Here is a 24,336-nt window from a genome sequence, read left to right as displayed (position 1 = left end):
GCGACATGGCTCGCGTGAAACGTGGCGTAACTTCGCACGCCAAGCACAAGAAGGTTCTGGAGCAGGCCAAGGGCTTCTCCGGCCGCCGCAAGAACACCATCCGTACGGCCAAGGCCGCCGTCGACCGCGCCGGGCAATACGCCTATCGCGACCGTCGCGCCAAGAAGCGCAACTTCCGCGCCCTGTGGATCCAGCGCATCAACGCCGCCGCCCGTATCGAAGGCTTCACCTACAGCCAGTTCATCAACGGCCTGAACAAGGCCGGTGTCGAGCTGGACCGCAAGGTTCTGGCCGCCATCGCCGCCGATCCGACCGGCTTCAAGGCGATCGCCGACAAGGTCCGCGCCGCCCTGGCCTAAGCCGGGTCTTCGCGACAAGGATCAACGCCCGCTCCGGTTCGCCGGGGCGGGCGTTCTTCGTTTCAGGGATCAGGCTGCGGCCCTCTCGGCCGCCGGGGTCTCTGCTTCGGCTTCGGCCAGGACCAGGCGAATGGCGTTCAACAGGGCGTCGGGTTGAATCGGCTTTTGCGCCACCCCGTTCATGCCGGCGGCGACATAGTCCAGCTCGTCGCGCTCGTCGGCGTTGGCCGTCAGGGCCAGGATGGGCAGGCGGGCGGCCGGTCCGGGCAGGGCGCGGATGGCGCGGGTCGCCGCGATCCCATCCATGACCGGCATCTTGATGTCCATCAAAGCTAGGTCGAAGGGGCGGTTGCTGACGGCGTCCAGCGCCTCCTGTCCGTTCTCGGCCAGTTCGACCGTGCAGTTGAACATCTCCAGCAGCTTGGCGGCGACGAAACGGTTGGCGGCGTTGTCGTCGACCACGAGGACATGCAGGGTCTCGTGCGCGGTGGGCTCGGCCATCGGAACGGCGGCGGCGGCCTCTTCGGCCGCGCAGGCGGTCAGGGGCAGGACGACATGGAAGCGCGCGCCGCCCAGGGGCGAGACGCTGAGGCCGATGCCGCCGTCCATCCGTTCGGCGATCTGGCGACAGATCGCCAAACCAAGGCCGGCGCCGGCGCCTTCGCGCCCCGCCTTGCCGGTGTTGAAGGGTTCGAAAATGGTCGCCGCCGCCGCTTCAGGCACGCCCGGACCGCTGTCGTCCACCGTCAGCTCGACCCTGACCCCGTCGGGGGTCAAGTGGCTGGACAGGGAGACGATCACACCGCCGCTCTGGGTGAACTTCAGGGCGTTGCCGACCAAATTGTTCAGCAACTGTTTGATGCGCATGCCGTCCGCCCTGACCCAGGGGCCGGCCTCGAACTCGGTGCGGACCGTCAGGCTCAGCGCCTTCTCCTCGGCGCGCGCGCGCCACAGGGCGTCGATGTCGAAGGCCACGGCCGACAGGTTCAGCGGCTCCTCCTCCAGGGTCAGCATCCCGGCCGAGGCGCGAGACATGTCCAGGGCGTCGGTCAACAGCCGCAGCAGGCTCTGGCCGGAATCGATGACGGTGCGGACGTAAGGCCGCAGCTCTTCCTGCTCGAGCTTCTTCTCCATCAGGGCGGCGACGCCCAGGACGCCGTTCAGAGGGGTGCGGATTTCATGGCTCATCACGGCCAGGAATTCCGATTTGGCGCGGCTGGAGGCGACGGCCTCGGCCTCGGCGGCGGCCAGGTCGCGGGCCAGGGCGCCCATTTCCTCGGCGCGCTGGCGGTGCAAGGCGGCGCCCGCCTGGACGATCTGCAGGGCGGTGCCGACCCCCAGGTAGCGGCCATCGGCCACAACGATGAAGCCGCCCAGCAGGGCGCCCAGTTCGGCCGCCCCATAGGCCTGGAAAAAGAACTCCGCACTGGTCGAAGCCTCGGCCACCGGGGCGTTGCGGTCCATCAAACTCGCCGCCGGCTTGCGGGCGTAGAGGGCGCGGCCGTACTCCGCCGCCATCCGCAGGGTGAAGGCGTTGCGCTCAATCAGCCCCAAAGGCCGTCCGTCCTGCCCCACCACCGCGATCGCCAGGGTGTTGGGTTCTCGCTGGAAACGGTCGAACACCTCGGCGCCCAGGGTGGACGGGGCGACCGGCGCGATCAATTCGACAAAGTCACCCACCAGCGGCATTCGGCCCCCCAATGTCCACATCGGGGGGCTTAGCGATTGATCTTTAACATCAGCTTTGCCGTAGATGAACCTTTCGCGGCGCCTTTCCGACAATTGATCCGTAAGCTGATGAAATAAGCCGGGGTTGCGCGTGCGGCGACAGGCGTTAGGCTTTGGGTATGACGCGCCGCCTCTTCAGCCTGATCCTCGCCCTGGTCGCCGGTCTCGGCAGCCCGGCCCTCGCCCAGGATCGGAAGGTGGCCGTGACCTTTGACGACCTGCCCTATCAGGGGCCGGCGGCGGTCCTGTGCGACCCGGCGCAGCTGATGCGGTTCACGACGGATTTCCTGGCCATGCTCAAGCCGCTGGACACCCATGGGACGGCCTTCGTCAACGACGGGCGGGTGTGCGAAGCGACGCGGGCCTCGACCCTGCCGACGGTTCTGAACCTGTGGCTGGACGCCGGGCTCGACCTGGGCAATCACAGCTTCAGCCACATCAACATCCACCAGACGACGGCGGAAGCCTATCTGGCCGATGTGGACGCCGGTGCTGCGACGACACGGGCCGCGCTTCAGGCGCGCGGGCGGACCCTGCGCTGGTTCCGCCACCCCTATCTGTTCACCGGCGAGACCCAGGAAAAGCATGACGCCATCGCCGCCGGCCTGGCCGAGCGCGGCTATACGGTCGCGCCGGTCACGATCGACAACAACGACTGGATGTTCGCCGACGTCTATCGCAAGGCCGAGCAGTTGGGCGACGCGGCGCTGAAGCGGCGGATCGGCGAGGCCTATGTGGCCCACATGACCCGGGTGCTCGACTTCTACGAACCCTATAGCGCCGAGCTGAACGGGGGGCGCGAGCCGGCCCAGGTCCTGCTGCTGCACGCCAACAGCCTGAACCAGACCTATTATCCGCAGATCCACGCCCTCTATCTGGCGCGCGGCTATCGGTTCGTGCCGCTGGAGGAGGCGCTGGCGGACCCGATCTATCAGCACGCCGACACCTATGTCCGCGCCAATGGAATCTCGTGGCTGCACCGCTGGACCAGCACCGAGGGCAAGCCCATCCGCTGGGAGCCGGAGCCACCGGCCTGGATCGTCGCGGCGAACAAGGCGCCGGCCTCGGAGCTCGAGGCCATCGCCGGCGCGCAAACCGCCTTGAAGGGTGACGAAACGGCTCCGGCCCGCTAGAGCCTGATCGGCTGAAGAGGGATCGCTTCGCCATCCCGCTGAAGCCGTGAATCAGGCTCCAGATCAAACCGAGAGCATGATTTACGCTTCAGCCGGAACCGCGAAGCGGTTCCGTCCGAAACGATCATGCTCTAAGGCACGGGCCAAATGACCGATCTCGCCACACTCGAACTCGACCTGATCAACGCCATCGGCGGCGCGGACACCGTCGCCGCCCTGGAGGAGGTGCGCGTCGCCGCCCTGGGCAAGTCCGGCTCCGTCTCCGGCCTGCTGAAGGGGATGGGGGCCATGAGCCCCGACCAACGCCGCGAACAGGGGCCGATGATCAACGGCCTGCGCGACCGCGTGTCCGCCGCCATCACGGCCAGGAAGGCCGAACTGGAGGCGGCCGAACTGGACGCCCGGCTTCAGGCCGAGCGGATCGACCTGACCCTGCCGGCCCGGCCGCGCAGGAAGGGCGGGGTTCACCCCACCATGCAGGTGATGGACGAGATGATCGCCCTGTTCGCCGAGATGGGCTTTGCGGTCGCGGAAGGCCCGGACATCGAGGACGACTTCCACAACTTCACCGCCCTGAACTTCCCGCCGAAACATCCGGCGCGGGAGATGCACGACACCTTCTTCCTGAAGCCCGATCCCGAGACGGGCGAGCGCAAGGTGCTGCGGACCCACACCAGCCCGGTGCAGGTCCGCACCATGATGTCGCAAAAGCCGCCGATCCGCATCGTCGCGCCGGGCCGCACCTTCCGCAAGGATTCGGACGCCACCCACACGCCGATGTTCCACCAGATCGAAGGTCTGGTGATCGACCGCGACATCCATATGGGTCATCTGAAGACCACGCTTCAGACCTTCATCGCCCGCTTCTTCGAACTGGACGCGGTTCAGGCGCGCTTCCGTCCGCACCACTTCCCCTTCACCGAACCGTCGGCGGAGATGGATATCCGCTGCGACCGATCCGGCGGGAAGCTGGTGTTCAACACCGGCGACGACTGGCTGGAGATCCTGGGCTGCGGCATGGTGCATCCCAATGTGCTGAAGAACTGCGGCATCGACCCGGACGAATATCAGGGCTTCGCCTTCGGCATGGGGGTGGATCGGCTGGCCATGCTGAAATACGGCGTGCCCGACCTGCGCCCCATGTTCGAGGCCGACACGCGCTGGCTGGCGCACTACGGCTTTTCGGCCTTTGCGGCCCCCAATCCGGCTTCGGGCCTGAGCTGAATCATGAAGATCGAAGACGACACGCTGAAACTGCCCCTGATCGGGGCCGGTCCCGCCTATGAGGGCGTCCACATCTGGCTGCCGCAGCTGGTCATTGAGGCCGCGCAGCGCGGCGAGGCGATGATCGCCGGCAAGACCTTCCGCGACTGCTTTCTGGAAGGGCCGGCTGTGCTGCTGGCCGTCGGCGGGTGCAGCTTCGACGGCTGCAACATGGGTGACGCCATGGGCGACCCGCGTAATCTGCTGCTTCAGCCGGTCGGCCCTGAAAAGGTCACCGGCACGGTCGCCTTCCAGGACTGCAGCTTCGTCAACTGCCGCTTCCTGCGCGTCGGCTTCACCGGGACGCCGGAGTTTCTGACCAATATTCAGCAGGTTCTGGGCGGGGTTCCGGCATGAAGTTCACCCTTTCCTGGCTCAAGGATCACCTCGAAACCGAGGCCGACGTCCATCAGATCGCCGAGGCCATGACCATGGCCGGGCTGGAGGTCGAGGAGGTGCTCGACCCGGCCGCCAAGCTCGCGCCCTTCACCGTGGCCAAGATCCTGTCGGCCGAACGCCACCCCAACGCCGACCGGCTGCAGGTCTGTCAGGTCGAGACGGTGGACGGGATCAAGGAGATCGTCTGTGGCGCCCCGAACGCGCGGGCGGGCCTGACCACCATCTACGCCCCCATCGGCGCCTATGTGCCGGGTCTTGGCGTCACCCTGGTCGAGAAGCCGGTGCGCGGCGTGGTGTCCAACGGCATGCTGTGCTCGGCCTCCGAGCTTGAGCTGGCCGACGAAAGCGACGGTATTCAGGAACTGCCGCCGGAGATCCCGGTGGGAACCCCGGTCGCCGGCCTGTTCGGCGCCGAACCCGTCATCGACTTCGAGGTCACGCCGAACCGGCCCGACTGGCTGGGCGTGGCGGGGATCGCGCGCGATCTGGCCGCCGCCGGCGTCGGCAAGCTGAAGCATTTCGACATCGCCGTGGTGCGCGGGGGCTTCCCGTCGCCGATCAGCGTGCGGCTGGACGCGCCCGAGATGTGCCCGGTCTTCGCCGGTCGGGTGATCCGGGGCGTCAAGAACGGCCCGTCGCCGGCTTGGCTGCAGAAACGCCTGACCGCCATCGGCCTGCGCCCGATCAACCGCCTGGTCGATGTGACCAATCTGATCGCCTACGACCGCGCCCGCCCGCTGCACGTCTATGACCTGGCCAAGCTGTCTGGGACCGAGATCGTGGTGCGGGGCGGACAGGTTTCGGCCGGGACAGCCCATATCGAGGGCGCCGAGCCCGAGCATCTGATCGCCCTGGACGGCAAGACCTATGCGGTCTCCGCCGCCGACTGCGTCATCGCCGACGCCGGGGGCGAGCGCCCCATCGGCCTGGGCGGGGTCATGGGCGGCGAAAGCACCGGCTGCGACGACGACACCACCGACGTCTTCCTGGAAAGCGCCTGGTTCGACCCCCTGGTCATCGCCCAGACGGGCCGTGCGCTCGGCATCCATTCCGACGCCCAGTATCGGTTCGCGCGCGGCGTCGATCCGGTCTCGGTCACGCCCGGCTTGGAGCTGGCCACCCGCCTGATCCTGGACCTGTGCGGCGGCGAACCGTCCGAGATCGTCTTCGTCGGCGAACCCCCGGCCAGCCCGGCGCCCTTCGCCTTCGACCCCGCCTATGTGAAGCGGCTCAGCGGCATGGATCTGCCGACGGATCGGATCGGGACCATCCTGGGCCAGCTCGGCTTCCTGGTTCAGGCCGCCCCGGCCGGTCAGGCCGAACCCTGGATCGTCACCCCCCCCTCGTGGCGGCGCGACGTCGAGGGTCGGGCGGATCTGGTGGAAGAGGTGGCGCGGATCGAGGGCTTCGACCGCCTGCCCGACACGCCCCTGCCCGAGGTCGCCCGCCCCGCCGGCGGGGTGCTGAGCCCCCGCCAGGCCCGCGTCCGCACGGCGCGCCGGGCGCTTGCCGCTCTTGGCTATGCCGAGGCCGTCACCTGGTCCTTCACCAAACAATCGACCGCCGCCCTGTTCGGCGGCGGGGACGAACGGCTGGTGCTGGAGAACCCGATTGCGGCCGATCTGGACTGCATGCGGCCTTCCGCCCTGCCGAACCTGATCCAGGCGGCGGCGAGGAACGCCGCGCGCGGCTTCGCCGACGCCGCCCTGTTCGAGATCGGCCCCATCTATCTGGGCGACGGTCCTGGTGATCAGCGCACCGTCGTCGCGGGCTTGGTCGCGCCCCACGCCGCTCGCCACTGGGCCGGCGCCGGAGAAGACGCCCTGTTCGCCCTGAAGGCCGATCTGACCGCCGTGCTGGAGGAGATCGGCGCCCCGGTCGCCTCGCTGCAACTGGTCCAGGGCCAGAACCGCGACTGGTGGCATCCCGGCCGTTCGGCCCGCCTGCAGCTGGGGCCCAAGAATGTGATGGTCGAATTCGGCGAGCTGCATCCGCGCGTGCTGAAGGCGCTGGACGCCGATGCGCCCATGCTGGCCTTCGAAATCGTGCTGGACGCCGTGCCCGAGCCGCGCGGCCAGAAAGGCAAGAATGGGTCGGGCAAGGCGCGGGGAACCGCCGACCTGTCGGCCTTCATGCCCCTGACCCGCGATTTCGCCTTCGTGGTCGAAGAGGCCAAGCCGGTCGGCGATCTGGTCCGGGCCGCAGCCGGCGCCGACAAGGCGCTGATCGCCGACGTCCGCGTGTTCGACGTCTATCGCGGCAAGGGGGTGGACGAGGGCTTCAAGTCCGTCGCCCTGGAGGTCGTGATCCAGCCGCGCGAGGCCACGCTGGCCGAGGCCGAGATCGAGGCCCTGACCGCCAAGGTGGTGGCGGCGGTGGAGAAGCAGGGCGGCAAGCTGCGCGCCTGACGTCCTGCGGTCCGAAGATCAGGCCGCCAGGCGTTCGCGCGCCTCGGCTACGATCTCCAGGCTGCGGATTCGCGCGGCCTTGTCGAACATCATCCCGGTGATCATCAACTCGTCCACCTGGGTCAGGGCGATGAAGTCCGACAGCTGCTTCTGGACGGTCTCTGGCCCGCCGACGGCGGAATAGGTCAGGCGGCTGCGCGCGCTCTCGATCTGCTGCGGGGTCAGAACGGCGGCGATGTCATCGACCGGCGGAGGCAGGCGTCCGGGCTTGCCGGTCGAAAGCCGGGCGAAACTCTGCTGCATCGAGGTGGCCAGGCGCACGCCCTCCGCGTCCGTTTCGGCGGCGAAGACGTTCAGCACGGCCATGGCGTGGGGGGCGGCAAGCCGGTCGGACGGGGTGAAGTTGCGGCGATAGAGGGCCAGGGCCTCCAGAAGAAGTTCCGGCGCAAAATGGCTGGCGAAGGCGTAGGGCAGGCCCCGCTGCCCCGCCAGCTGAGCGCTGAACAGGCTGGAGCCCAGGAGCCAGATCGGCACGCGCAGCCCCGCGCCCGGCACGGCCCGGACCGGCTGGTTCTCGGCGGCCGGCTCGAACCACTGGATCAGTTCGACCACGTCGCGCGGAAAATGGTCCGCCCCCTCGAAATAGCGGCGCAGGGCGCGCGCCGTGGCCCCGTCGGTTCCGGGCGCCCGACCCAGGCCCAGGTCGATACGGCCGGGATAGAGGGTCTCCAGAGTGCCGAACTGTTCGGCGACCACCAGGGGCGCGTGATTGGGCAACATGACCCCGCCCGAACCGACCCGGATTCGGTCCGTCCCCGCCGCGACATGACCGATGACGATCGCGGTCGCGGCGGAGGCGATGCCCGGCATGTTGTGATGCTCGGCCAGCCAGTACCGCTGATAGCCCAATCGGTCGGCCGCCTGGGCCAGGGCCAGGGTCTCGTCGAAGGCGCGGCCGGCGTCGCCCCCTTCGATGATGGGAGACAGGTCGAGAACGGAAAAGGGGATCATGACGCTTAGATCGGAAGCGGCGTCGGGGGTTCAAGGGGCGCGGGGCGGAAGGCGCGGCGGACGGGAACCCGAAGACGGTCACAGACCTTTGACGCAGTGAGACAGAACAGGAGACGGCGCCATGACCGACATCGACAAGGACGCGGAAGACAAGGGCGCAGAATCGGAACTCGAAGGCCGGGACTCCCGTGAAGCTCAGGACATGGGCGAGAAGCCCGACCTGGGGCGCAGGGGCGACGCCCTGATCGAGGCGCTGGACGGTTCGGACTCCGGTTCGGACCTGAGGGCGGGCTCGTTACGCGGCGGCTCGGCGAGCGGGTCGGACGACGATCCCGACTCGGCGGTCATCAATGAGGCCCTGGCGGCCGAAGGGCGGGCGGAGGCGGACCCGCAGTCGCCGTCGAACGCCGAGCCCGACGCCGTCGCAGAGTCCGGGCGGCGCTTCACCGGCGAGGCGGGCGATCCGGTCGAGGGCGGGCGCGGCGGCGACTGAACGCCTTGCTGGCGCCGCATCCTTAGGCCACGGTGCCGCCTCGACTAAGGGTCCAAGGGACGATTCCCCGATGATACGCCTTTCGGCGGCCTCGGCCGCCTTCTTCATACTGACGCTCGCCGCTTGCAGCCGAGAGGATGAAGCCCGCCCGGCTCAAGGGCGCGCCGCTGCTGCGCCGGCTGAGGCGGGACCGGCTGAGGCGCGCGACGCGGCGATTCCGCCCCCAGCCGAAGCCCCCGCTCCCGCCTCGAGCGGCGGCGTTGAGCCCGCCGCGCCGGGGGCGCCCGACTACGCCGCCCTCTATCCCGGCGCGGTCATGGATCAGCCGGGGACGACGGCGACCGGACCGCACGGAGACGGCGGCCTGGTCACCTTCCGAACCTCCGCCAGCCCCGATGAGGTGGTGGCCTTTTATCGTGAACGGGCCGAACAGGCCGGCCTTTCGTCCGTCATGGGGATGAACCAGGGCGACGCCCGCGCCTATGGCGCCGCCGGCGGCCCGGCGGGTGCGACCAATATCCACGTCGTCGCCGCCCCCGGCGAAGGCGGAGAGACCTCCGTGCAGCTGAGCTGGAGCGAAGGGCGGTGAAGCCGTTCGCCGCCTCATTCGCGGCGGTCCTGACGACAGCCTTCGTCCTGTCGGCCTGTGCGGGCGCGGGGCGGCCGTCCCCCGCGCCGGTCTTCGTCCTGGCCGACGGCGGCTATCTGTCGCCCGAGGCCTTGGCGCGATTGGCAGAGGCCGCGCCGCCCGCTCCCGATGCGGGCTCGGCCGCCGACCGTCAAGACCGCGATCAGTCGGACCGGTTCCGGGCCTTGGAACAGTCGGATCGGTGGCTGCTGGCCACCGCCCACGCCGAGCTTCGTCCGCCCCTGGCCTTGCAACATTTCGACTGCGCCCTGGGGCTGCGGCTGGGCGGCGATGCAGAGACGCCGACGCTGGATCGGATGGCGGCCAAGGCGTTTCACGATGTGCGGGCCGTGTCCGAACAGGTCGCGGCCCGCGCGCGTCGCGCCCGGCCTGTGTCGAACGATCCCGACCGCCCGGCCTGCGAACGGCTGACGCCGACGGCGCGCGACAGCGCCGCCTATCCGTCCCTGGGCGCGGCGGCGGGCGCGGCCTATGCCGAGGTCTTGGCCGCGCTGGAGCCGGATCATGCGAGCGCGGTGCGCCGCATCGGCCGTCAGATCGGCGTCAGCCGAATGGTTTGCGCGATGAACTATCCCAGCGACGTCGCCGCCGGCGCGGCCCTCGGGCGGGCCGTCGCCTTACAGATCATCGCCGCGCCGGCCTTCCAGGCCGAGGCAAAGGCGGCGCGGCGAGAGCTGGAGGCGCGCCGCGCCGCCGGCCTGACCAATCCGGGATGCGCCGCCGAACGGGCCGCCCTGGCGGCGACGGCCGCTGACTGAAATGGTCGGCCTCCTGCTGCTGTCCTTGCTGGCGCCGATCGACGACCGTCCCGCCGCCCGCCCCGCCGCCAGACCGTGCACGCCGCAGGAGGTGCGCGACCTGATCACCCCCTCCGACCGCCCCTATCGGCTGCTGTGTCGCGCCGTCCTGGCGGGGGCGAACGTGTCCCGTCCGGTCCTGATCGAGGGGGCGGAAGCCTCAGGCGCCGGTCTGGACTGCGGCGGCGGGACGGTCCGCCAGCCGGGTCAGGCGACCGCCCAATCCCCCACCGTCGCCGTCTGGTCGCGCCAGACGCCGCAGGGGTGGAGCCGGCCGATCGGCGCGGTGGTGCGCCACTGCACCGTCGTCGGCAATATCCGCATCTGGGGCATGGGGGCGGGCGGGTCGATGCGGGATCTTCTGGCCTCGTCCCGCCGCCCGGACCATACGACCGCAGCCCAGGTGGCGGCTCCGTCCGAGACCGTGCTGGAGCAGGTGCGGGTTCAGGCGACAGGGACCATTCCCCTCTATGTCGGACCAGGGGTGACGCGGACGACCGTTCGGGAATCGCGCTTCACCGGCCGTTCGGTCTCCACCGCCGTCTATCTGGACGCCGAAAGCGCGGGCGCCCTGATCCAGGACAACGACTTCGTGCTGCGCACCGGACGCGAAATGATCGCCGTGGACGGGTCAGGCGCCAATCGCATCATCGGCAACCGGTTCGCCCTGGGCGGTCGGGGCGGGATCTTTCTGTACCGCAACTGCGGCGAGGACGGGGTGATCCGACACCAGACGCCGTCCTATAATCAGATCGCGGACAATAGCTTCTCGGACGCCGGCTGGCTGCGACCTCGCACGGTGGTGGTCGGCGCGCGTGAGGGAAACCGGCGCTATTGCGCCGATGACGCGGGCTATCCCTTCGGTTCAAGCGCCGACGACGGCGATGGGGCGGTCGGCAACCGGGTCGAGCGGAACCGGACAAGGCGCTGACGCGGCGCTGACGTCTCGCTCTTGCGAAACGCCACGGCCTCGGTCCTTAGTGCCGCTAGAGACTTCGGGGGATGGATCGCATGCGGCTGGTCTTGTTGTTGGCGGCTCTGACGGCGGCCCTGGGTCTGGCCGTGCTCACCACCCAGACCCCTCGACCCCAGCCGGCGAGCGCGCCGGCCGCCGCTTTTTCCGCCGAAAGGGCGATGCAGGACGTGCGGCTGACGGCCCGGGCGCCCCGGCCGGTCGGCTCGACCGACCACGCCCTGGTCCAGGCCTATCTCTATGGCCGGATGGCGGAACTGGGCCTGTCGCCGACGTTCCAGGCCGGCGCCCTGTCTCCGGCGGCCGTGCGGCGGATGGAGCGGAACGGCCTTTCCACGGAAGGGGTCTCGGCCGTCAATCTGGTGGGCGTCCTGCCCGGCCGGAACCCGCGCCTGCCTCTGGTGGTGCTGATGGCCCATTACGACAGCGTGCCGGGGTCGCCGGGCGCGGCCGACGACGCCAGCGGCGTGGCCGCCGTTCTGGAGGCGGTGCGGGCGATCAAGGCGCGCGGCCCGGCCGATAGGGGGCTGATCGTCCTCCTGACCGACGCCGAGGAACTGAACCTGGACGGGGCGCGCGCCTTCTTCAGCGAACATCCGCTGCGCGACCGGGTCGGGGCGGTGGTGAACCTGGAGGCGCGGGGCGGCGGCGGTCGGGCCCTGATGTTCGAGACCGGGCCGGGCAACGCCCAGACGGTCGATCTGTACGCCCGGGCGGCGCGGCGGGCCGAGGGCGGGCCGTCCAGCAATGCGCTCGCCGTCTTCGTCTATCGGCTGATGCCCAACGGCACCGACTTCACCATCGCCGCCGACCGGGGATTGGCGGGGGTCAATCTGGCCTTCATCGGCCGCCCGGCTCAGTACCATTCGCCCGGTTCGACGCCGGACGCCCTCGACCAGGGCAGCGTCCAGCATATCGGCGCCCAGGCGCTGGAGACGGCCGACGCCCTGTTGCGCGCGCCGACCCTGCCGCAGGCGACGCGCAACCTCGTCTATTCCGACGTCTTCGGCCTGGGGCTTCTGCGCCATGGGGCTGAGACGGGCTGGGGCCTGCTGGCTCTGGCCCTTGGGCTCACGGCCTTCGCCGCCTGGGGCGCGCGTCATTCGACCGGCCTGACCTGGAGACAGGGGGTGAAGGGCTTCACCGGCGGCCTGTGGCTGTTGAGCGTCGGCATGGTGGCGGCCCAGGCGGCGCGGGTCCTGGCGGGGCCGATCGGCGAGCGGATCGACTCCGCCGAGACCTATTACATGATGCTGCGTCGCCTGCCGTGGATGGAGGCCGGCGTGGGTCTGGCCGTGCTGGCGGTCCTGCTGGCCCTCATGGCGGGTCGGGCCCTGATCGGGCGGCGGTTGCTGGCCGGGGTGGTCGCGGCGGCGGCCGTTCTGGCGACGGTCCTGGGCGGCGTCGATTATCTGGTGCTCGGCGCCGCCGTGGTCGGCGTCGCCCTAAGCCTCTGGCCGGACGGCGAGGACGAGACGGTCTGGGGCGGCTGGCTGGGCGCGATCGTCCTGGTGCTGGTTCTGGGCGGCCTGGTTCAGGCGATCGCGCCCGAGGCGGCCCTGCTGTTCGTCTGGACCGGCCTGGCGGCGGCCTTCGCGGCGGCGCTCGCCGCCCTGATCGGCGCCCGGTTGGAGCGGTGGGCGGCCCTGGCGCCGGCGGCCGTGGCCACGGTCCTGGTCGGCGGCTGGCTGTTCGGCCTGGGCCATTTCATCTTCCTGGGCGTGGGCATGAGCCAGGCCTGGGCCCTGGCCCTGATCGCCCTGCTGATCCTCGTCCTGGTCCGGCCCCTTGCGCCGATGCGGGGGGAGCCGTCGGGAACGCGCAGCCCTTGGAGTCACACCCTCGCGGGCCTGTCGGCGGCCGTGCTGATCCTCGGCTGCGGCCTGTCCCTCGCCGCGCGCCATGCCGAACCGGCCTCGGCTGTGGACGTCGTCGCCGAGTGATGCGTCAAAAACGGACGTAGACCCGAAGAGATTCGTCGGTCTCTGATGAGAACATCTTGTGAACCAGAACAAACCGTGCACATAGTCGGCCTCACCAAAACGGGGGCGGGTCCATGGCGGGTCTCTCCCAAGCTTCTGACGGGAATCATGGCAAGGGAGACGAAGGCAATGGCACAGGCGGCTTTGAAACTGGTGGGTAAGGAAGACGGCGACAAACAACGGGCTCTCGAGGCGGCGATCGCCCAGATCGATCGCGCCTTCGGCAAGGGCTCGGTGATGAAACTGGGCAAGGCCGGGGTTGTGGCCGAGATCGAAAGCGTCTCGACCGGCTCGCTGGGTCTGGATATGGCGCTCGGCATCGGCGGCCTGCCGGTCGGGCGGGTGATCGAGGTGTTCGGCCCGGAATCCTCGGGCAAGACCACCCTGGCCCTGCATACGGTGGCCGAGGTGCAGAAGAAGGGCGGCGTCGCCGCCTTCGTCGACGCCGAACACGCCCTGGATCCAGTCTACGCCCAGAAGCTGGGCGTGAACCTGGACGATCTCTTGGTGTCCCAGCCCGACGCCGGGGAACAGGCGCTGGAGATCGTGGACACCCTGGTGCGCTCCGGCGCGGTGGACATCGTGGTGGTCGACTCGGTCGCGGCCCTGACGCCGCGCGCCGAAATCGAGGGCGAGATGGGCGACAGCCTGCCCGGCCTTCAGGCCCGTCTGATGAGCCAGGCGCTTCGCAAGCTGACGGCCTCCATCTCCAAGTCCAAATGCATCGTCCTGTTCATCAACCAGATCCGCCACAAGATCGGGGTCATGTACGGCAGCCCCGAGACGACGACGGGCGGCAATGCGCTGAAATTCTACGCCTCGGTGCGCCTGGACATCCGCCGCACCGGCGCGATCAAGAACCGCGACGAGGTGGTCGGCAACACCACCCGGGTCAAGGTGGTCAAGAACAAGGTCGCCCCGCCGTTCCGCGAGGTCATCTTCGACATCATGTACGGCGAGGGCATCTCCAAACTGGGCGAGGTCATCGACCTGGGCGTCAAGGCCGGGGTGATCGAGAAGTCGGGCAGCTGGTTCAGCTATGACTCGACCCGGATCGGTCAGGGCCGCGAGAATGTGCGCGAATTCCTTAAACAGAACCCCGACATCGCCGCCTCGATCGAAAAGGCGGTGCGCGCCTCGACCAACAAGATCGCCGACGAACTGCTGGGCACGCCCGAGCCGGACGAAGGCCAGGATCTGGAAGGCTGAGCCTCTCCGGACCTTAAGGACACTCCGTCGCCCCAAGCGACCCGCCACCGACCCCGCGAGGGGCGGCGGAGCGACCCGTCCGACCTCGTGTCGGGCGGGTCTTTTTTGGGGGACGCGGCATCCTCTCCTTTCGTCATTCCGGGCGGAGCGCAGCGGAGACCCGGAACCCCTCGTCCTCCTCCGGCCCGCGAAGCGGGACCGGGGGAGGCGCCGAAGGCGAAATCCATCCGCCGCACGATGCTTGAACACCGAGCCCGCGACAGGTTCGCGCTCTCGCGCGCCGCTGGGTTCCGGGTCTACGGGCCAAGCGGCCCTTCGCCCGGAATGACGAAAAGGGAAATGCGGCCTCAAACCACAACGGGCGACCCCAAGGCCGCCCGTTCCGTACGCACACTTTCCGCAACCGATCAGGCGGCGGCCTTCTCCGGGGCGAACCGGCCGTAGAAGGTCTCGTTCTTGGCGGCCATGTCGCGCAGCAGGTCCGGGACCTTGAACCGGTCGCCATAGGTCGCGGCCAGGCGATCCGCCGTTTCGACGAACTTGGCCAGGCCGATGCCGTCGATCATGCTGATCGGGCCGCCGGTCCAGGGCGCGAAGCCCCAGCCCAGGATGGCGCCCAGGTCGGCCTCGCGCGGGTCGTCGATGACGCCCTCGGCCCAGCAGCGGGCGACCTCGACGGCTTGGCGATACAGCAGGCGGGTCTTCAGCTCGTCGATCTGGGCGAAGGCGCCGGGCTCCTCGGGCGCATCGATGCCCTTGGTGGTCGGCGCCAGCTCGCTCAGCCCCTTCCAGATCGTCTTGGGTTTGGTGTCATAGTCATAGAAGCCCTTGCCGTTCTTGCGGCCGTAGCGTCCGCCCTCGACCATCTTGGCGACAATGTCGGCGCCTTCGGTCGGGACGTATTTGTCGCCCAGGTCCAGCGCCGTCTGTTTGGCGATCTTGTAGGACAGGTCCAGGGCGACGTCGTCGTGCATCTCCAGCGGGCCGCGCGGCATGCCGGTCATCCGGCCGACATTGTCGATCAGGGCCGGGCCGTAACCCTCCTCCAGCATGGCCATGCCTTCCATCAGGAAGGTGGAGAAGCAGCGCGAGGTGTAGAAGCCGCGCGAATCGTTGACCACGATCGGCGTCTTCTTGATCTTCAGCACATAGTCCAGCGCCTTGGCGATGGCGGCCTGACCCGTCTTCTCGCCCAGGATGATCTCGACCAGCATCATCTTGTCGACCGGCGAGAAGAAGTGGATGCCGATGAAGTCCTCAGGCCGCACGCTGGCCTCGGCCAGGCCGGTGATCGGCAGGGTCGAGGTGTTGGAGCCGAAGACGGCGCCTTCGACCAGCTGGGCCTCGGCCCGCTTGGTCACATCGGCCTTGATCTCGCGGTTTTCGAACACCGCCTCGATCACAAGGTCCGACCCCTTGATGTGGTCATAGTCGGTCGTCGCCGTGACCAGGGCCAGGGTGGCGTCATACTTCTCCTGGGTCATCTGACCGCGCGACAGACGCTTCTTCAGCAGCTCCTCGACATGGGCCTTGCCCTTGTCGGCGGCTTCCTGGGTCTGGTCGATCAGCACGGTCTCGATGCCGGCCATGACCTGCACATAGGCGATGCCGGCGCCCATCATGCCCGCGCCCAGGACCGAGACCTTCTTGGGATCGGATTTCGGCACGCCGGCGGGCCGCACGGCGCCCTTGTCCAGCTCCTGCTTGGACAGGAACAGGGACCGGATCATGGCCTGGGCCTGGGGCGTCATCAGGGTCTTGATGAAATAGCGGGTCTCGATCCGCAGGGCCGCGTCCATCGGCACCTGGGTCCCTTCGTAGACGGCCTTCATCAGGTTCACCACGGCCGGATAGTTGCCGTAGGACTGTTTGCGCAGCATGGCGTTGCCGACCATGAAGTTCTGGATGCCGGCCGGGTGATAGGGGCCGCCGCCGGGCAGTTTGAAGGACTTGTCGTCCCAGGGCTGGACGGCCTTGCCGCCGTTCTTGATCCAGGCCTTGGCCGCCTCGACCGCTTGGCCCTTTTCGACCACCTCATGGACGATGCCGGCGCCCTTGGCGTCGTTCGGGCGGAAGGACTTGCCCTCGCTCATCGCCATCATGGCGTTCTGGACCCCGACCAGACGGGTCAGACGCTGGGTGCCGCCGCCGCCGGGGAAGAGGCCGACCTTGATCTCGGGCAGGCCCAGCTGGATCTTGTTGTCGTTCTCGACCACGCGGTAGTGGCAGGCGAGGGTGAACTCCAGCCCGCCGCCCAGGGCCAAGCCGTTGATCGCCGCCGCCACCGGCTTGCCGCAGGTCTCCAGCGCGCGGAAGGCGCCGTTCAGCGCCCAGCCGGCGTCGAAGGCCTTCTGCAGGTCGCCGCCGCCGGAAAGCACGCCGCCCGCCATGTCGCCCAGGTCCGCGCCGGCGCAGAAGCCCGAGGCCTTGCCCGAGGTGATGACGGCGCCCTTGATGGTTTCGTCGGTCTTGACCCGTTCGACCAGTTCCGGGATCTCCTTCATCACCGCGCTGGTCAGGGTGTTCATCGAACGGCCCGGCACGTCGAAGGCGATGACGGCGATGCCGTCGGCGTCGATGTCGATCTTGAAGTTTTCCATAATCTCTCTTCCTCAGATCCTCCCCCAGCGGGGGAGGGGGACCGCGAAGCGGTGGAGGGGGCCGCCGCCGACGCCGGCGATGGGTTCGCCCCCCTCAGTCAGCTTCGCTGACAGCTCCCCCGACGGGGGAGCAATGGATCAGACGCGTTCGATGACGGTGGCGGTGCCCATGCCCCCGCCGATGCACAGGGTGATCAGGGCCGTCGATTTGTTCGAGCGCTCCAGCTCGTCCAGCACCGTGCCCGTGATGATGGCGCCGGTGGCCCCCAGGGGGTGGCCCATGGCGATGGCGCCGCCGCAGACGTTCATCTTGTCGTGCGGGATGTTCATGGCCTGCATGTAGCGCAGCACCACGGCGGCGAAGGCCTCGTTCAACTCCCACAGGTCGATGTCGTCGGTCGTCATGCCAAGCTTGCCGAGCAGCTTCTTGGACACATATTCGGGTCCGGTCAGCATGATCGACGGTTCCGAGCCGATCGAGGCGCCGCCTAGGATCTTGGCGCGCGGCTTCAGCCCCAGGGCCCGGCCGGCCTCAAGCGAACCGATCAGCACGCCCGCCGAACCATCGACGATGCCGGAGGAGTTGCCGGGGGTGTGGACGTGGTTGACCCGCTCGACCTCGGGATAGCGCTGGTTGATCACGCTGTCGAAGGCCATTTCGCCCATCATGGTGAAGGAGGGGTTCAGTCCGCCCAGGGTCTGCATGTCCGTGTTCGGACGAATGGTCTCGTCGCGGTCCAGAATGGTCAGGCCCAGCTGATCCTTCACGGCGATGACCGACTTGTTGAACCGGCCCTCGGCCCAGGAGCGGGCGGCGCGCTTGTGGCTTTCGACCGAATAGGCGTCCACGTCGTCGCGGCTGAAGCCGTACTTGGTCGCGATCATGTCGGCCGACACGCCCTGGGGCACGAAATAGGTCGGGAAGGCGGACGACGGATCGGTCGGCCAGGCGCCCATGTCCGAACCCATGGGCACGCGGCTCATGACCTCGACCCCGCCGCCGACGGCGAAGTCGGACTCGCCCGACTTCACCTTGGCGGCGGCCATGTTCACGGCTTCCAGGCCCGAGGCGCAGAAGCGGTTCACTTGAACCCCGGCCGTATATTGCGACCAGCCGGCGGACAGAACGGCGGTGCGGGCGATGTCGGCGCCCAGTTCGCCCACGGGCGTGACGCAGCCCAGGATGACGTCATCCACCTTGGAGGTGTCCAGGTCGTTGCGGTCGCGCAGGGCCTCCAGGACCTGGGTCGCCAGGCTGAGGCCGGTGATCTCGTGCAACGAGCCGTCCTTCTTGCCCTTGCCGCGGGGGGTGCGGACGGCGTCGTAGATATAGGCGTCAGCCATGACAGGGAGTCTCCATCTTTGGGCCGGAGCGACGTCGCCCGGAAAGGGCGGCGCGGCTTATGGCCGGGTCGGATCAAAGCTTGGTCGCCAAGAACCCTACGTTTACGTCAACGTCAAGTAACAAGGCGCGTGAGGCGGTCGAGGCGCGGCGCCCCAGCCGTCAGTCGCCGGGGATTCGGCTGGCGACGCCGCTGATCCGGCAGGCGTAGTCGGTCTCTGGACGGCCGGTCTGCAGACCCGTGGTGACCAATATCCCCTGCCGCGCCGTACAGCGCGCCTCCAGGGCGTCCAGCTCGGTCTGGTAGCGGTTTTCGACGCCGGTCGAGGTGCAGGCGGCGATAAACGGCAGGGCGACCAGGGTCGCCGCCCATATGCAGGATGTAGCGTGGCGCATGGTATTCTCCTATGGGCGAGGCCCGCAGGGGCGGGGCCCGCGCTTCGCTAAAGACTACTCGGCCGCAGCCAGTCGGACCAATTTTCCGTCGCTCTCGTCGGTGATCGCCCAGACGGCGCCGTCTGGGCCGATCGCCACGTCGCGCACACGCTCGCCCAGGTCGGTCAGCAGCCGCTCTTCCCCGACGACGCGATCATTTTCGATCACCAGCCGGGCGATATGCTTCTCCTTCAGCGCGGTGACCAGCAGATCGCCGTCCCAGGCCGGGAACATGGCGCCCTGGTAGAAGACCGCCCCACCCGGCGCGATGACCGGATCCCAATAATAGACGGGCTGTTCCGTGCCGGCCTTCTGGGTCGCGCCGCTGTTGATCGCGCCGCCCGCATATTCGACGCCGTAAGCCGCGTCGGGCCAGCCGTAGTTCAGGCCCGCCCTGTCCAGATTGACCTCGTCGCCGCCGCGCGTCCCGTGCTCGATGGTCCAGATCGCGCCCGTGCCGGGCTGGACGGCGATCCCCTGGACGTTGCGGTGGCCCAGGCTCCAGATCTCGGGCAGGGCGCCGGCGCGGCCGACGAAGGGATTGTCCTGGGGAACTGTGCCGTCGGCGTTGATGCGGATGGTCTTGCCCATGTGCGAGCCCAGATCCTGGGCCTGGGGCCGCATCGGCCGGTCGGAGCGTTCACCCAGGGTGATGAACAGCTTGCCGTCCGGCGCAAAGGCCAGGGACGAGCCGAAATGTTTGTCGCCGTCATAGGCGGGCAGGGCGCGGAAGACGACCTGGACATTGTCCACCCGCGCGCCGTCGTCGGACAGCCGCCCCCGTGCGACCGAGGTGGCGTTGCCGCCGTCCCGAGGCTCCGCATAGCTCCAGTAGATCAGACGGTCCTGGGCGAAGCCGGGGCTGACGACGACGTCCAGCAGGCCGCCCTGGCCGCGCGCATCGACGCGGGGCAGGCCCTGGACCGGTTCGCCGACTTGGCCCTGGGCCGTGATTATCCGCAGCCGGCCGGGCTTTTCCGTCACCAGCCAGCGCCCGTCGGGCATCAGGGCCAAGCCCCAGGGATGCGACAAGCCCGAGGCGACCACGCTGTGGCGCATCGCCTGTTCGGTCTTCACCCCCGGCGCCCGGGTCTGGCCGGGGAAGGCGGGCTGCTGGTCGGGATTGTTGGCGGGCCGGGTCTCCAGCGGGGCGCCCGACTGGCCGGATGCGGAGGCGGTCTCTCCGTTCGCGCCGCAGGCGGCGGCGAGGACGAGCAGGGCGGTCGAGGCGGCGAGGGCGATGGGGCGCATAGGCGGCTCCGGGCGGGTTGGGGGCGTCGGTAACGAAGAAACCCCAGCGTTATCTGTCCGCTCCTGCCCCGTCTTGCGCCCTATCGCCGCACGATCTGCATCGACACGACTTGAACCGCGCGCGCGACGGCGATATAGGCACGCCTCTTTCGCGCTGGCCCAAGCCTCGCGAAGGCCCGGATGCGGGATACGACTGGGTAGCTCAGATGGTTAGAGCGGTGGATTCATAACCCACAGGTCGGCGGTTCGATCCCGCCTCCAGTCACCACCTTCCCCTTCTTCTCCGACATCGAAGGTTCGGCCACAGGCGCAACCGGTACGCCCCTGGGGCGTTCACCGGCGGACAACCTTGACCGGAGAATTCGCATGACCATCCGCAAGTCGATGCTGCTGACCGTCGCCGCCGCCTTCGCCCTGGGGGCCGCCGCCTGCACCCAGGCGGAGCAGGAAAAGACCGAGGCCCATGCCGAGGCGGCCGCCGACAACACCGCCGAGGCGGCGTCCCAGGCCGGAGAAGTGATCGAATCCGGCGCCATGAAGGCGGCTCAGGCGGTCGAGAGCGGGGCCGGCAAGGTCGCCGACAAGCTGGAGGAAAACCAGGCTGAGGCCGCCGCCGAAGGTCGGCCGGGCGCCGTGGACCCCGCGACCGACCGGCGCGTGCCCGACGAAAACTGAGGCTCCCCCCGGATCAGGCGGCGGGCGCGCCTTCCGCCAGCAGGGCGTCGATCAGGGCGTGGGCCTCGGGACTGTTCCAGTCGGCCTCGCCCGCAAAGATCGCGCGGATGCGGCCTTCGCGATCCAGGAAGACGGTCTGGGGCATCTTGCCCTTGCCCGGAAACTCGAACGGCAGTTGGAAGCGGATGTCGCTGTACAGCGGCAGAGGCTCGTGCACGTCGATGAAGCTCCTGGCGTCGGCCAGGGCGTCGGCGGTGGCGTCGACATTGATCGGCAGGACGATCAGGTCCTCGTTGGTCTGATAGGACCGGGCCAGGGCCGCTAGGGTGGGCATTTCGGTGCGGCAGGGGGCGCACCACATGGCCCATAGATTGACGACCACCACCTTGCCCTTGAAGGCCGAAAACCGCACGGCCGTGCCGTTGCGGTCGCGGAACATATATTCGGGCGCGGGCTTGAGTTCGGACGGCGTCTGGAGCGCCGCCAGCGGTCCGACGGCGAACCGGGCCAGATCGCTTTTTGCGACGGGCGTCGTCTGGGGTTGCGCCTTCTGCCTATGATTGGCGTATAGCGACATCGCCAAGCCGCCGGCGCCGGCGAGCGTGCTGATCAGCACCAGAGCGCCGACGACCGCCCAGATCGCCTTTCTCGAGCCACTCATGACCGACGCCGCCTCCGATACCGCCCAAGTCGATGCTTCTAAGGCCCCGGCGAAGCCCGCAGGTCAAGACATGTGGGGCGGCCGCTTTTCGTCGCGCCCCGCCGAGATCATGCAGGCGATCAACGTCTCCATCGGGGTGGACCGGCGTCTGTGGCGTCAGGATCTGGCCGGATCGCGCGCCCATTGTCGGATGCTGGCCAAACAGGGCGTGATCCAGTCGGCGGACGCCGAGGCCATTCTGAAGGGGCTGGACGCCGTCGAGGCTGAGATTCTGAACGGAACCTTCCCCTTCCGCGACCAGTTCGAGGACATCCACATGAATGTGGAGGCCCGGCTGTCCGAGCTGATCGGCGAGCCGTCGGGGCGGCTGCACACCGCCCGCAGCCGCAACGACCAGGTGGCCCTGGACTTCCGCCTGTGGGTCCGCGACGCCTGCGACCGCTCCATCGCCCAGCTGAAGGCCTTGCAGGCCGCGCTTCTGGACCGGGCCGAACAGCATGCGGCCGACCTGATGCCCGGCTTCACCCATCTGCAGACCGCCCAGCCGGTGACCCTGGGCCACCATCTGATGGCCTATGTCGAAATGTTCGGCCGCGACGCCGGCCGCTTCGCCGACGCCCGGACGCGGATGAACGAAAGCCCCCTGGGCGCCGCCGCCCTGGCCGGCTCGCCCTTCCCGATCGACCGCCACATGACGGCGGCCGAGCTGGGCTTCGACCGGCCGATGGCCAATTCGCTGGACGCCGTCTCGGACCGCGACTTCGCCCTGGAAAGCCTGGCCGCCGCCTCGATCACCGCGGGCCATCTGTCGCGCCTGGCGGAAGAGATCGTGGTCTGGATGACGCCGATGTTCGGTTTCGCCACCCTGCCCGACGACCTGACCACCGGTTCGTCGATCATGCCGCAGAAGCGCAATCCCGACGCCGCCGAACTGGTTCGGGCCAAGACCGGCCGGATCATGGGTTCGCTGGTCGCCCTGTCCACCGTGATGAAGGGCCTGCCGCTGGCCTATTCCAAGGATATGCAGGAGGACAAGCCGCCGGTGTTCGAGGCGTTCGACGCCCTGGACCTAGCCCTGGTCGCCATGACCGCCATGGTCTCGGCCTTGCGGCCCAATACCGAACGGATGGCGGCCGCAGCCGGCGCCGGCTTTTCGACCGCGACGGACCTCGCCGACTGGCTGGTGCGCGAACTGAACCTGCCCTTCCGCAAGGCGCACCACGTCACGGGCGCGGCGGTGAAACAGGCGGAAGCCCTGGGCGTGGACCTGTCGCAACTGCCGCTGGAAGAAATGCAGAAACTCGAGCCGGGGATCACGGAAGCGGTTTACAAGGTGCTGACCGCCGAGGCTTCGTGCCGGAGCCGTCAGAGCTATGGCGGCACCGCGCCGGAACAGGTCCGCGCGCGTATCGCCGACTGGAGAGCCCGCTTATGAACGTCTTTGGGAAAAAGACCCTGATCCTCGCGGGCCTGCTCGCCCTGTCGGTCGCCGGTTGCGGTCGTATGGCCGATCTGGAATCGCCCAGGCGCGAGACCGAGCGGGCGCCCCGCAGCAGCCGCGCCCCCAGCCTGCCCGAGCCGGCGACGATCAACCGGCCGTCCAGCAGCGTGCCGATCGACGGCGGCCCCTCCAATCCCTTCGGCGCCAACCCCGCCGCCAACGACCCCCGCTAGGCCGCCTTGCACCATTTCGATCTCAAGAACGGCGCCCTGCACGCCGAAGGCGCGCCGCTGGACCTGATCGCCGACGAGGTGGGCACGCCCGTCTATGTCTATTCGACCGCGACGCTGAAGCGGCACTACGGCCTGCTGCGCGCCGCCGCCGACGCGCACCGCGACGCCCTGGGCGAGGCCCTGATCGCCTTTGCGGTCAAGGCCAACTCCAACCTTTCGGTCCTGGCGACCCTGGCCCGGCTGGGGTCGGGCGCCGATACGGTTTCGGAAGGGGAGATCCGCCGGGCCCTGGCTGCGGGGGTGCCGGCCGACAAGATCATCTTCTCCGGCGTCGGCAAGACCGACATGGAGATCGCCTTCGCCATCAGCGTCGGGGTGCGCCAGATCAATATCGAGTCCGGGGCCGAACTGGACCGGCTGATCGCCGTCGCCGCCTTGATGCAGGCCGCCCCGGCCGTCGCCGTGCGGGTCAATCCGAATGTCGGGGCCGGCGGCCACGCCAAGATCACGACGGGCGGCAAGGGCGACAAGTTCGGCGTTCCGGTCGAGGAGGCGATGGCGCTCTACGCCCGCGCCTCGGCCTCGCCCCACGCCACGCCCGTGGGCCTGGCCTGTCATATCGGCAGCCAGATCACCGACCTGGCGCCGCTGGAGGCGGCCTTCACGATCCTGGCCGACATGACCCGCGAGCTGAGACGCCAGGGCCACGCCGTGACCCGGCTCGACCTGGGCGGCGGTCTGGGCGTGCCCTACGCCGGGGGAACGGAGCCGCCGTCTCCGGCCGACTATGTCGCCATGGCGGCCCGCGTCCTGGCGGGGCTGGAGGTCGAGGCGGCTTTCGAGCCCGGCCGTCTTCTGGCCGCCAACGCCGGGGTGCTGCTGAGCCAGGTGATCCAGGTCAATGAACGCTCGGACGGCCGCCGCTTCCTGGTGCTGGACGCAGCGATGAACGATCTGATGCGTCCGGCCCTGTATGACGCCTATCACGACATCCGCCCGGTCAATCCCCGGCCCGGCGCGGCCCGACCCTATGATGTGGTCGGCCCCGTGTGCGAGACCGGCGACACCTTCGCCCGCGACCGGCTCCTGCCGCCGCTGGAGCCCGAGGATCTGGTGGTCTTCACCGGCGCCGGCGCCTATGGGGCCGTCATGGCCAGCGAGTACAACAGCCGTCCCCTGGTCCCCGAGGTTCTGGTGGACGGCGAACAGTGGGCGGTCATTCGTCCGCGGCCGACCTATGAGGAGATGCTGGATCGCGAGCCTTTCGCAGACTGGCTGTAAGGGCGATTTGGTC

22 protein-coding genes and 1 tRNA gene are annotated in these 24,336 nt (G+C 68.9%); 16 read left to right on the top strand and 7 right to left on the bottom strand.

Annotation, left to right across the window (positions count from 1 at the left end):
• Positions 1-5 precede the first annotated feature (5 nt).
• On the top strand, positions 6-359 hold the full coding sequence (gene rplT, locus ACZ5M6_RS01065) for a 50S ribosomal protein L20 (RefSeq protein ID WP_054764100.1): 354 nt from the start codon (positions 6-8) through the stop codon (positions 357-359).
• A 69-nt stretch (positions 360-428) separates the two neighbouring features.
• Here the strand turns inward: rplT and ACZ5M6_RS01060 are convergent, their stop codons facing one another.
• Entirely contained in the window at positions 429-2,048 is a 1,620-nt protein-coding gene (locus tag ACZ5M6_RS01060; RefSeq protein WP_464159308.1) for a response regulator, read from the bottom strand.
• Between the two features lie 158 nt (positions 2,049-2,206).
• Between ACZ5M6_RS01060 and ACZ5M6_RS01055 the strand changes: the two genes are divergently transcribed.
• The 4 genes from ACZ5M6_RS01055 (at position 2,207) to pheT (ending at position 7,290) form a co-directional block, all read left to right on the top strand.
• Positions 2,207-3,220 (top strand): polysaccharide deacetylase family protein, encoded by a 1,014-nt coding sequence (locus tag ACZ5M6_RS01055; RefSeq protein ID WP_464159306.1) that lies wholly within the window; start codon positions 2,207-2,209, stop codon positions 3,218-3,220.
• A 147-nt stretch (positions 3,221-3,367) separates the two neighbouring features.
• Positions 3,368-4,444 carry a phenylalanine--tRNA ligase subunit alpha gene (gene pheS / locus ACZ5M6_RS01050; protein WP_182714789.1) on the top strand — a complete coding sequence of 359 codons (1,077 nt, stop codon included), beginning with the start codon at positions 3,368-3,370 and terminating at the stop codon, positions 4,442-4,444.
• Positions 4,445-4,447: 3 nt separating this feature from the next.
• Positions 4,448-4,840 carry a hypothetical protein gene (locus tag ACZ5M6_RS01045; protein WP_221233743.1) on the top strand — a complete coding sequence of 131 codons (393 nt, stop codon included), beginning with the start codon at positions 4,448-4,450 and terminating at the stop codon, positions 4,838-4,840.
• Entirely contained in the window at positions 4,837-7,290 is a 2,454-nt protein-coding gene (gene pheT, locus ACZ5M6_RS01040; RefSeq protein ID WP_464159303.1) for a phenylalanine--tRNA ligase subunit beta, read from the top strand. Before ACZ5M6_RS01045 ends, pheT begins: the two co-directional genes overlap by 4 nt.
• Before the next feature lie 18 nt (positions 7,291-7,308).
• On the opposite strand, the gene ACZ5M6_RS01035 is transcribed toward pheT, so the two are convergent.
• The gene (locus tag ACZ5M6_RS01035) at positions 7,309-8,301 is read right to left on the bottom strand and encodes an LLM class flavin-dependent oxidoreductase (RefSeq protein WP_464159301.1); all 993 of its coding nucleotides are present in this window, start codon (positions 8,299-8,301) and stop codon (positions 7,309-7,311) included.
• A gap of 121 nt (positions 8,302-8,422) precedes the next feature.
• Between ACZ5M6_RS01035 and ACZ5M6_RS01030 the strand changes: the two genes are divergently transcribed.
• The 6 genes from ACZ5M6_RS01030 to recA all read left to right on the top strand — a co-directional run bounded on the left by ACZ5M6_RS01030 (position 8,423) and on the right by recA (position 14,404).
• Positions 8,423-8,794 carry a hypothetical protein gene (locus ACZ5M6_RS01030; protein WP_054764094.1) on the top strand — a complete coding sequence of 124 codons (372 nt, stop codon included), beginning with the start codon at positions 8,423-8,425 and terminating at the stop codon, positions 8,792-8,794.
• 70 nt (positions 8,795-8,864) lie between these two features.
• Entirely contained in the window at positions 8,865-9,383 is a 519-nt protein-coding gene (locus tag ACZ5M6_RS01025) for a hypothetical protein (RefSeq protein ID WP_054764093.1), read from the top strand.
• Positions 9,380-10,201, top strand: a complete 822-nt coding sequence (locus ACZ5M6_RS01020; protein ID WP_464159299.1) for a phosphatase PAP2 family protein — start codon at positions 9,380-9,382, stop codon at positions 10,199-10,201. Before ACZ5M6_RS01025 ends, ACZ5M6_RS01020 begins: the two co-directional genes overlap by 4 nt.
• Position 10,202: 1 nt before the next feature.
• Positions 10,203-11,171 (top strand): right-handed parallel beta-helix repeat-containing protein, encoded by a 969-nt coding sequence (locus ACZ5M6_RS01015; RefSeq protein WP_464159297.1) that lies wholly within the window; start codon positions 10,203-10,205, stop codon positions 11,169-11,171.
• A gap of 80 nt (positions 11,172-11,251) precedes the next feature.
• A complete protein-coding gene (locus ACZ5M6_RS01010) occupies positions 11,252-13,156 on the top strand; it encodes a M20/M25/M40 family metallo-hydrolase (protein ID WP_464159295.1) in 1,905 nt (634 codons plus the stop codon).
• A 168-nt stretch (positions 13,157-13,324) separates the two neighbouring features.
• A complete protein-coding gene (gene recA, locus ACZ5M6_RS01005; RefSeq protein ID WP_336968457.1) occupies positions 13,325-14,404 on the top strand; it encodes a recombinase RecA in 1,080 nt (359 codons plus the stop codon).
• A 407-nt stretch (positions 14,405-14,811) separates the two neighbouring features.
• Here recA and ACZ5M6_RS01000 read toward each other — a convergent pair whose 3' ends face one another.
• The 4 genes from ACZ5M6_RS01000 to ACZ5M6_RS00985 form a co-directional block, all read right to left on the bottom strand.
• The gene (locus ACZ5M6_RS01000) at positions 14,812-17,004 is read right to left on the bottom strand and encodes a 3-hydroxyacyl-CoA dehydrogenase NAD-binding domain-containing protein (protein ID WP_464159293.1); all 2,193 of its coding nucleotides are present in this window, start codon (positions 17,002-17,004) and stop codon (positions 14,812-14,814) included.
• A gap of 138 nt (positions 17,005-17,142) precedes the next feature.
• A complete protein-coding gene (locus ACZ5M6_RS00995; RefSeq protein ID WP_054764089.1) occupies positions 17,143-18,348 on the bottom strand; it encodes an acetyl-CoA C-acetyltransferase in 1,206 nt (401 codons plus the stop codon).
• Positions 18,349-18,508: 160 nt separating this feature from the next.
• Positions 18,509-18,742, bottom strand: a complete 234-nt coding sequence (locus tag ACZ5M6_RS00990) for a hypothetical protein (protein ID WP_054764088.1) — start codon at positions 18,740-18,742, stop codon at positions 18,509-18,511.
• A gap of 54 nt (positions 18,743-18,796) precedes the next feature.
• Positions 18,797-20,032: a PQQ-dependent sugar dehydrogenase gene (locus tag ACZ5M6_RS00985; protein ID WP_191558114.1), complete on the bottom strand. Its 1,236-nt coding sequence runs from the start codon at positions 20,030-20,032 to the stop codon at positions 18,797-18,799.
• Positions 20,033-20,223: 191 nt separating this feature from the next.
• On the opposite strand from ACZ5M6_RS00985, the gene ACZ5M6_RS00980 reads away from it, so the two are divergent.
• Positions 20,224-20,300, top strand: a tRNA-Met gene (locus ACZ5M6_RS00980).
• Between the two features lie 98 nt (positions 20,301-20,398).
• Positions 20,399-20,707 carry a hypothetical protein gene (locus ACZ5M6_RS00975; protein ID WP_054764086.1) on the top strand — a complete coding sequence of 103 codons (309 nt, stop codon included), beginning with the start codon at positions 20,399-20,401 and terminating at the stop codon, positions 20,705-20,707.
• A 13-nt stretch (positions 20,708-20,720) separates the two neighbouring features.
• On the opposite strand, the gene ACZ5M6_RS00970 is transcribed toward ACZ5M6_RS00975, so the two are convergent.
• Entirely contained in the window at positions 20,721-21,368 is a 648-nt protein-coding gene (locus tag ACZ5M6_RS00970) for a TlpA family protein disulfide reductase (protein WP_152949008.1), read from the bottom strand.
• On the opposite strand from ACZ5M6_RS00970, the gene argH reads away from it, so the two are divergent.
• From argH to lysA, 3 genes are read left to right on the top strand one after another with little or no spacing between them, the layout of a single operon-like run.
• Positions 21,367-22,803 carry an argininosuccinate lyase gene (argH, locus tag ACZ5M6_RS00965; RefSeq protein ID WP_183218115.1) on the top strand — a complete coding sequence of 479 codons (1,437 nt, stop codon included), beginning with the start codon at positions 21,367-21,369 and terminating at the stop codon, positions 22,801-22,803. The two genes, ACZ5M6_RS00970 and argH, sit on opposite strands and share 2 nt — an antisense overlap.
• Entirely contained in the window at positions 22,800-23,042 is a 243-nt protein-coding gene (locus ACZ5M6_RS00960; protein ID WP_054764083.1) for a hypothetical protein, read from the top strand. The genes argH and ACZ5M6_RS00960 overlap by 4 nt, the downstream gene beginning before the upstream one ends.
• 6 nt (positions 23,043-23,048) lie before the next feature.
• A complete protein-coding gene (gene lysA, locus ACZ5M6_RS00955) occupies positions 23,049-24,323 on the top strand; it encodes a diaminopimelate decarboxylase (RefSeq protein WP_464159288.1) in 1,275 nt (424 codons plus the stop codon).
• Positions 24,324-24,336: the final 13 nt, after the last annotated feature.

Source organism: Brevundimonas sp. Br13, from assembly GCF_055391505.1.
Note: the sequence above shows the minus strand (reverse complement) of the source record. Positions and strands in the feature narration are given on the sequence as shown.

Coding starts and splice junctions, on each gene's coding strand:
- rplT (WP_054764100.1), top strand. CDS start 6: ATGGCTCGCGTGAAACGTGGCGTAACTTCGCACGCCAAGCACAAGAAG.
- ACZ5M6_RS01060 (WP_464159308.1), bottom strand. CDS start 2,048: ATGCCGCTGGTGGGTGACTTTGTCGAATTGATCGCGCCGGTCGCCCCG.
- ACZ5M6_RS01055 (WP_464159306.1), top strand. CDS start 2,207: ATGACGCGCCGCCTCTTCAGCCTGATCCTCGCCCTGGTCGCCGGTCTC.
- pheS (WP_182714789.1), top strand. CDS start 3,368: ATGACCGATCTCGCCACACTCGAACTCGACCTGATCAACGCCATCGGC.
- ACZ5M6_RS01045 (WP_221233743.1), top strand. CDS start 4,448: ATGAAGATCGAAGACGACACGCTGAAACTGCCCCTGATCGGGGCCGGT.
- pheT (WP_464159303.1), top strand. CDS start 4,837: ATGAAGTTCACCCTTTCCTGGCTCAAGGATCACCTCGAAACCGAGGCC.
- ACZ5M6_RS01035 (WP_464159301.1), bottom strand. CDS start 8,301: ATGATCCCCTTTTCCGTTCTCGACCTGTCTCCCATCATCGAAGGGGGC.
- ACZ5M6_RS01030 (WP_054764094.1), top strand. CDS start 8,423: ATGACCGACATCGACAAGGACGCGGAAGACAAGGGCGCAGAATCGGAA.
- ACZ5M6_RS01025 (WP_054764093.1), top strand. CDS start 8,865: ATGATACGCCTTTCGGCGGCCTCGGCCGCCTTCTTCATACTGACGCTC.
- ACZ5M6_RS01015 (WP_464159297.1), top strand. CDS start 10,203: ATGGTCGGCCTCCTGCTGCTGTCCTTGCTGGCGCCGATCGACGACCGT.
- ACZ5M6_RS01010 (WP_464159295.1), top strand. CDS start 11,252: ATGCGGCTGGTCTTGTTGTTGGCGGCTCTGACGGCGGCCCTGGGTCTG.
- recA (WP_336968457.1), top strand. CDS start 13,325: ATGGCACAGGCGGCTTTGAAACTGGTGGGTAAGGAAGACGGCGACAAA.
- ACZ5M6_RS01000 (WP_464159293.1), bottom strand. CDS start 17,004: ATGGAAAACTTCAAGATCGACATCGACGCCGACGGCATCGCCGTCATC.
- ACZ5M6_RS00995 (WP_054764089.1), bottom strand. CDS start 18,348: ATGGCTGACGCCTATATCTACGACGCCGTCCGCACCCCCCGCGGCAAG.
- ACZ5M6_RS00990 (WP_054764088.1), bottom strand. CDS start 18,742: ATGCGCCACGCTACATCCTGCATATGGGCGGCGACCCTGGTCGCCCTG.
- ACZ5M6_RS00985 (WP_191558114.1), bottom strand. CDS start 20,032: ATGCGCCCCATCGCCCTCGCCGCCTCGACCGCCCTGCTCGTCCTCGCC.
- ACZ5M6_RS00975 (WP_054764086.1), top strand. CDS start 20,399: ATGACCATCCGCAAGTCGATGCTGCTGACCGTCGCCGCCGCCTTCGCC.
- argH (WP_183218115.1), top strand. CDS start 21,367: ATGACCGACGCCGCCTCCGATACCGCCCAAGTCGATGCTTCTAAGGCC.
- ACZ5M6_RS00970 (WP_152949008.1), bottom strand. CDS start 21,368: ATGAGTGGCTCGAGAAAGGCGATCTGGGCGGTCGTCGGCGCTCTGGTG.
- ACZ5M6_RS00960 (WP_054764083.1), top strand. CDS start 22,800: ATGAACGTCTTTGGGAAAAAGACCCTGATCCTCGCGGGCCTGCTCGCC.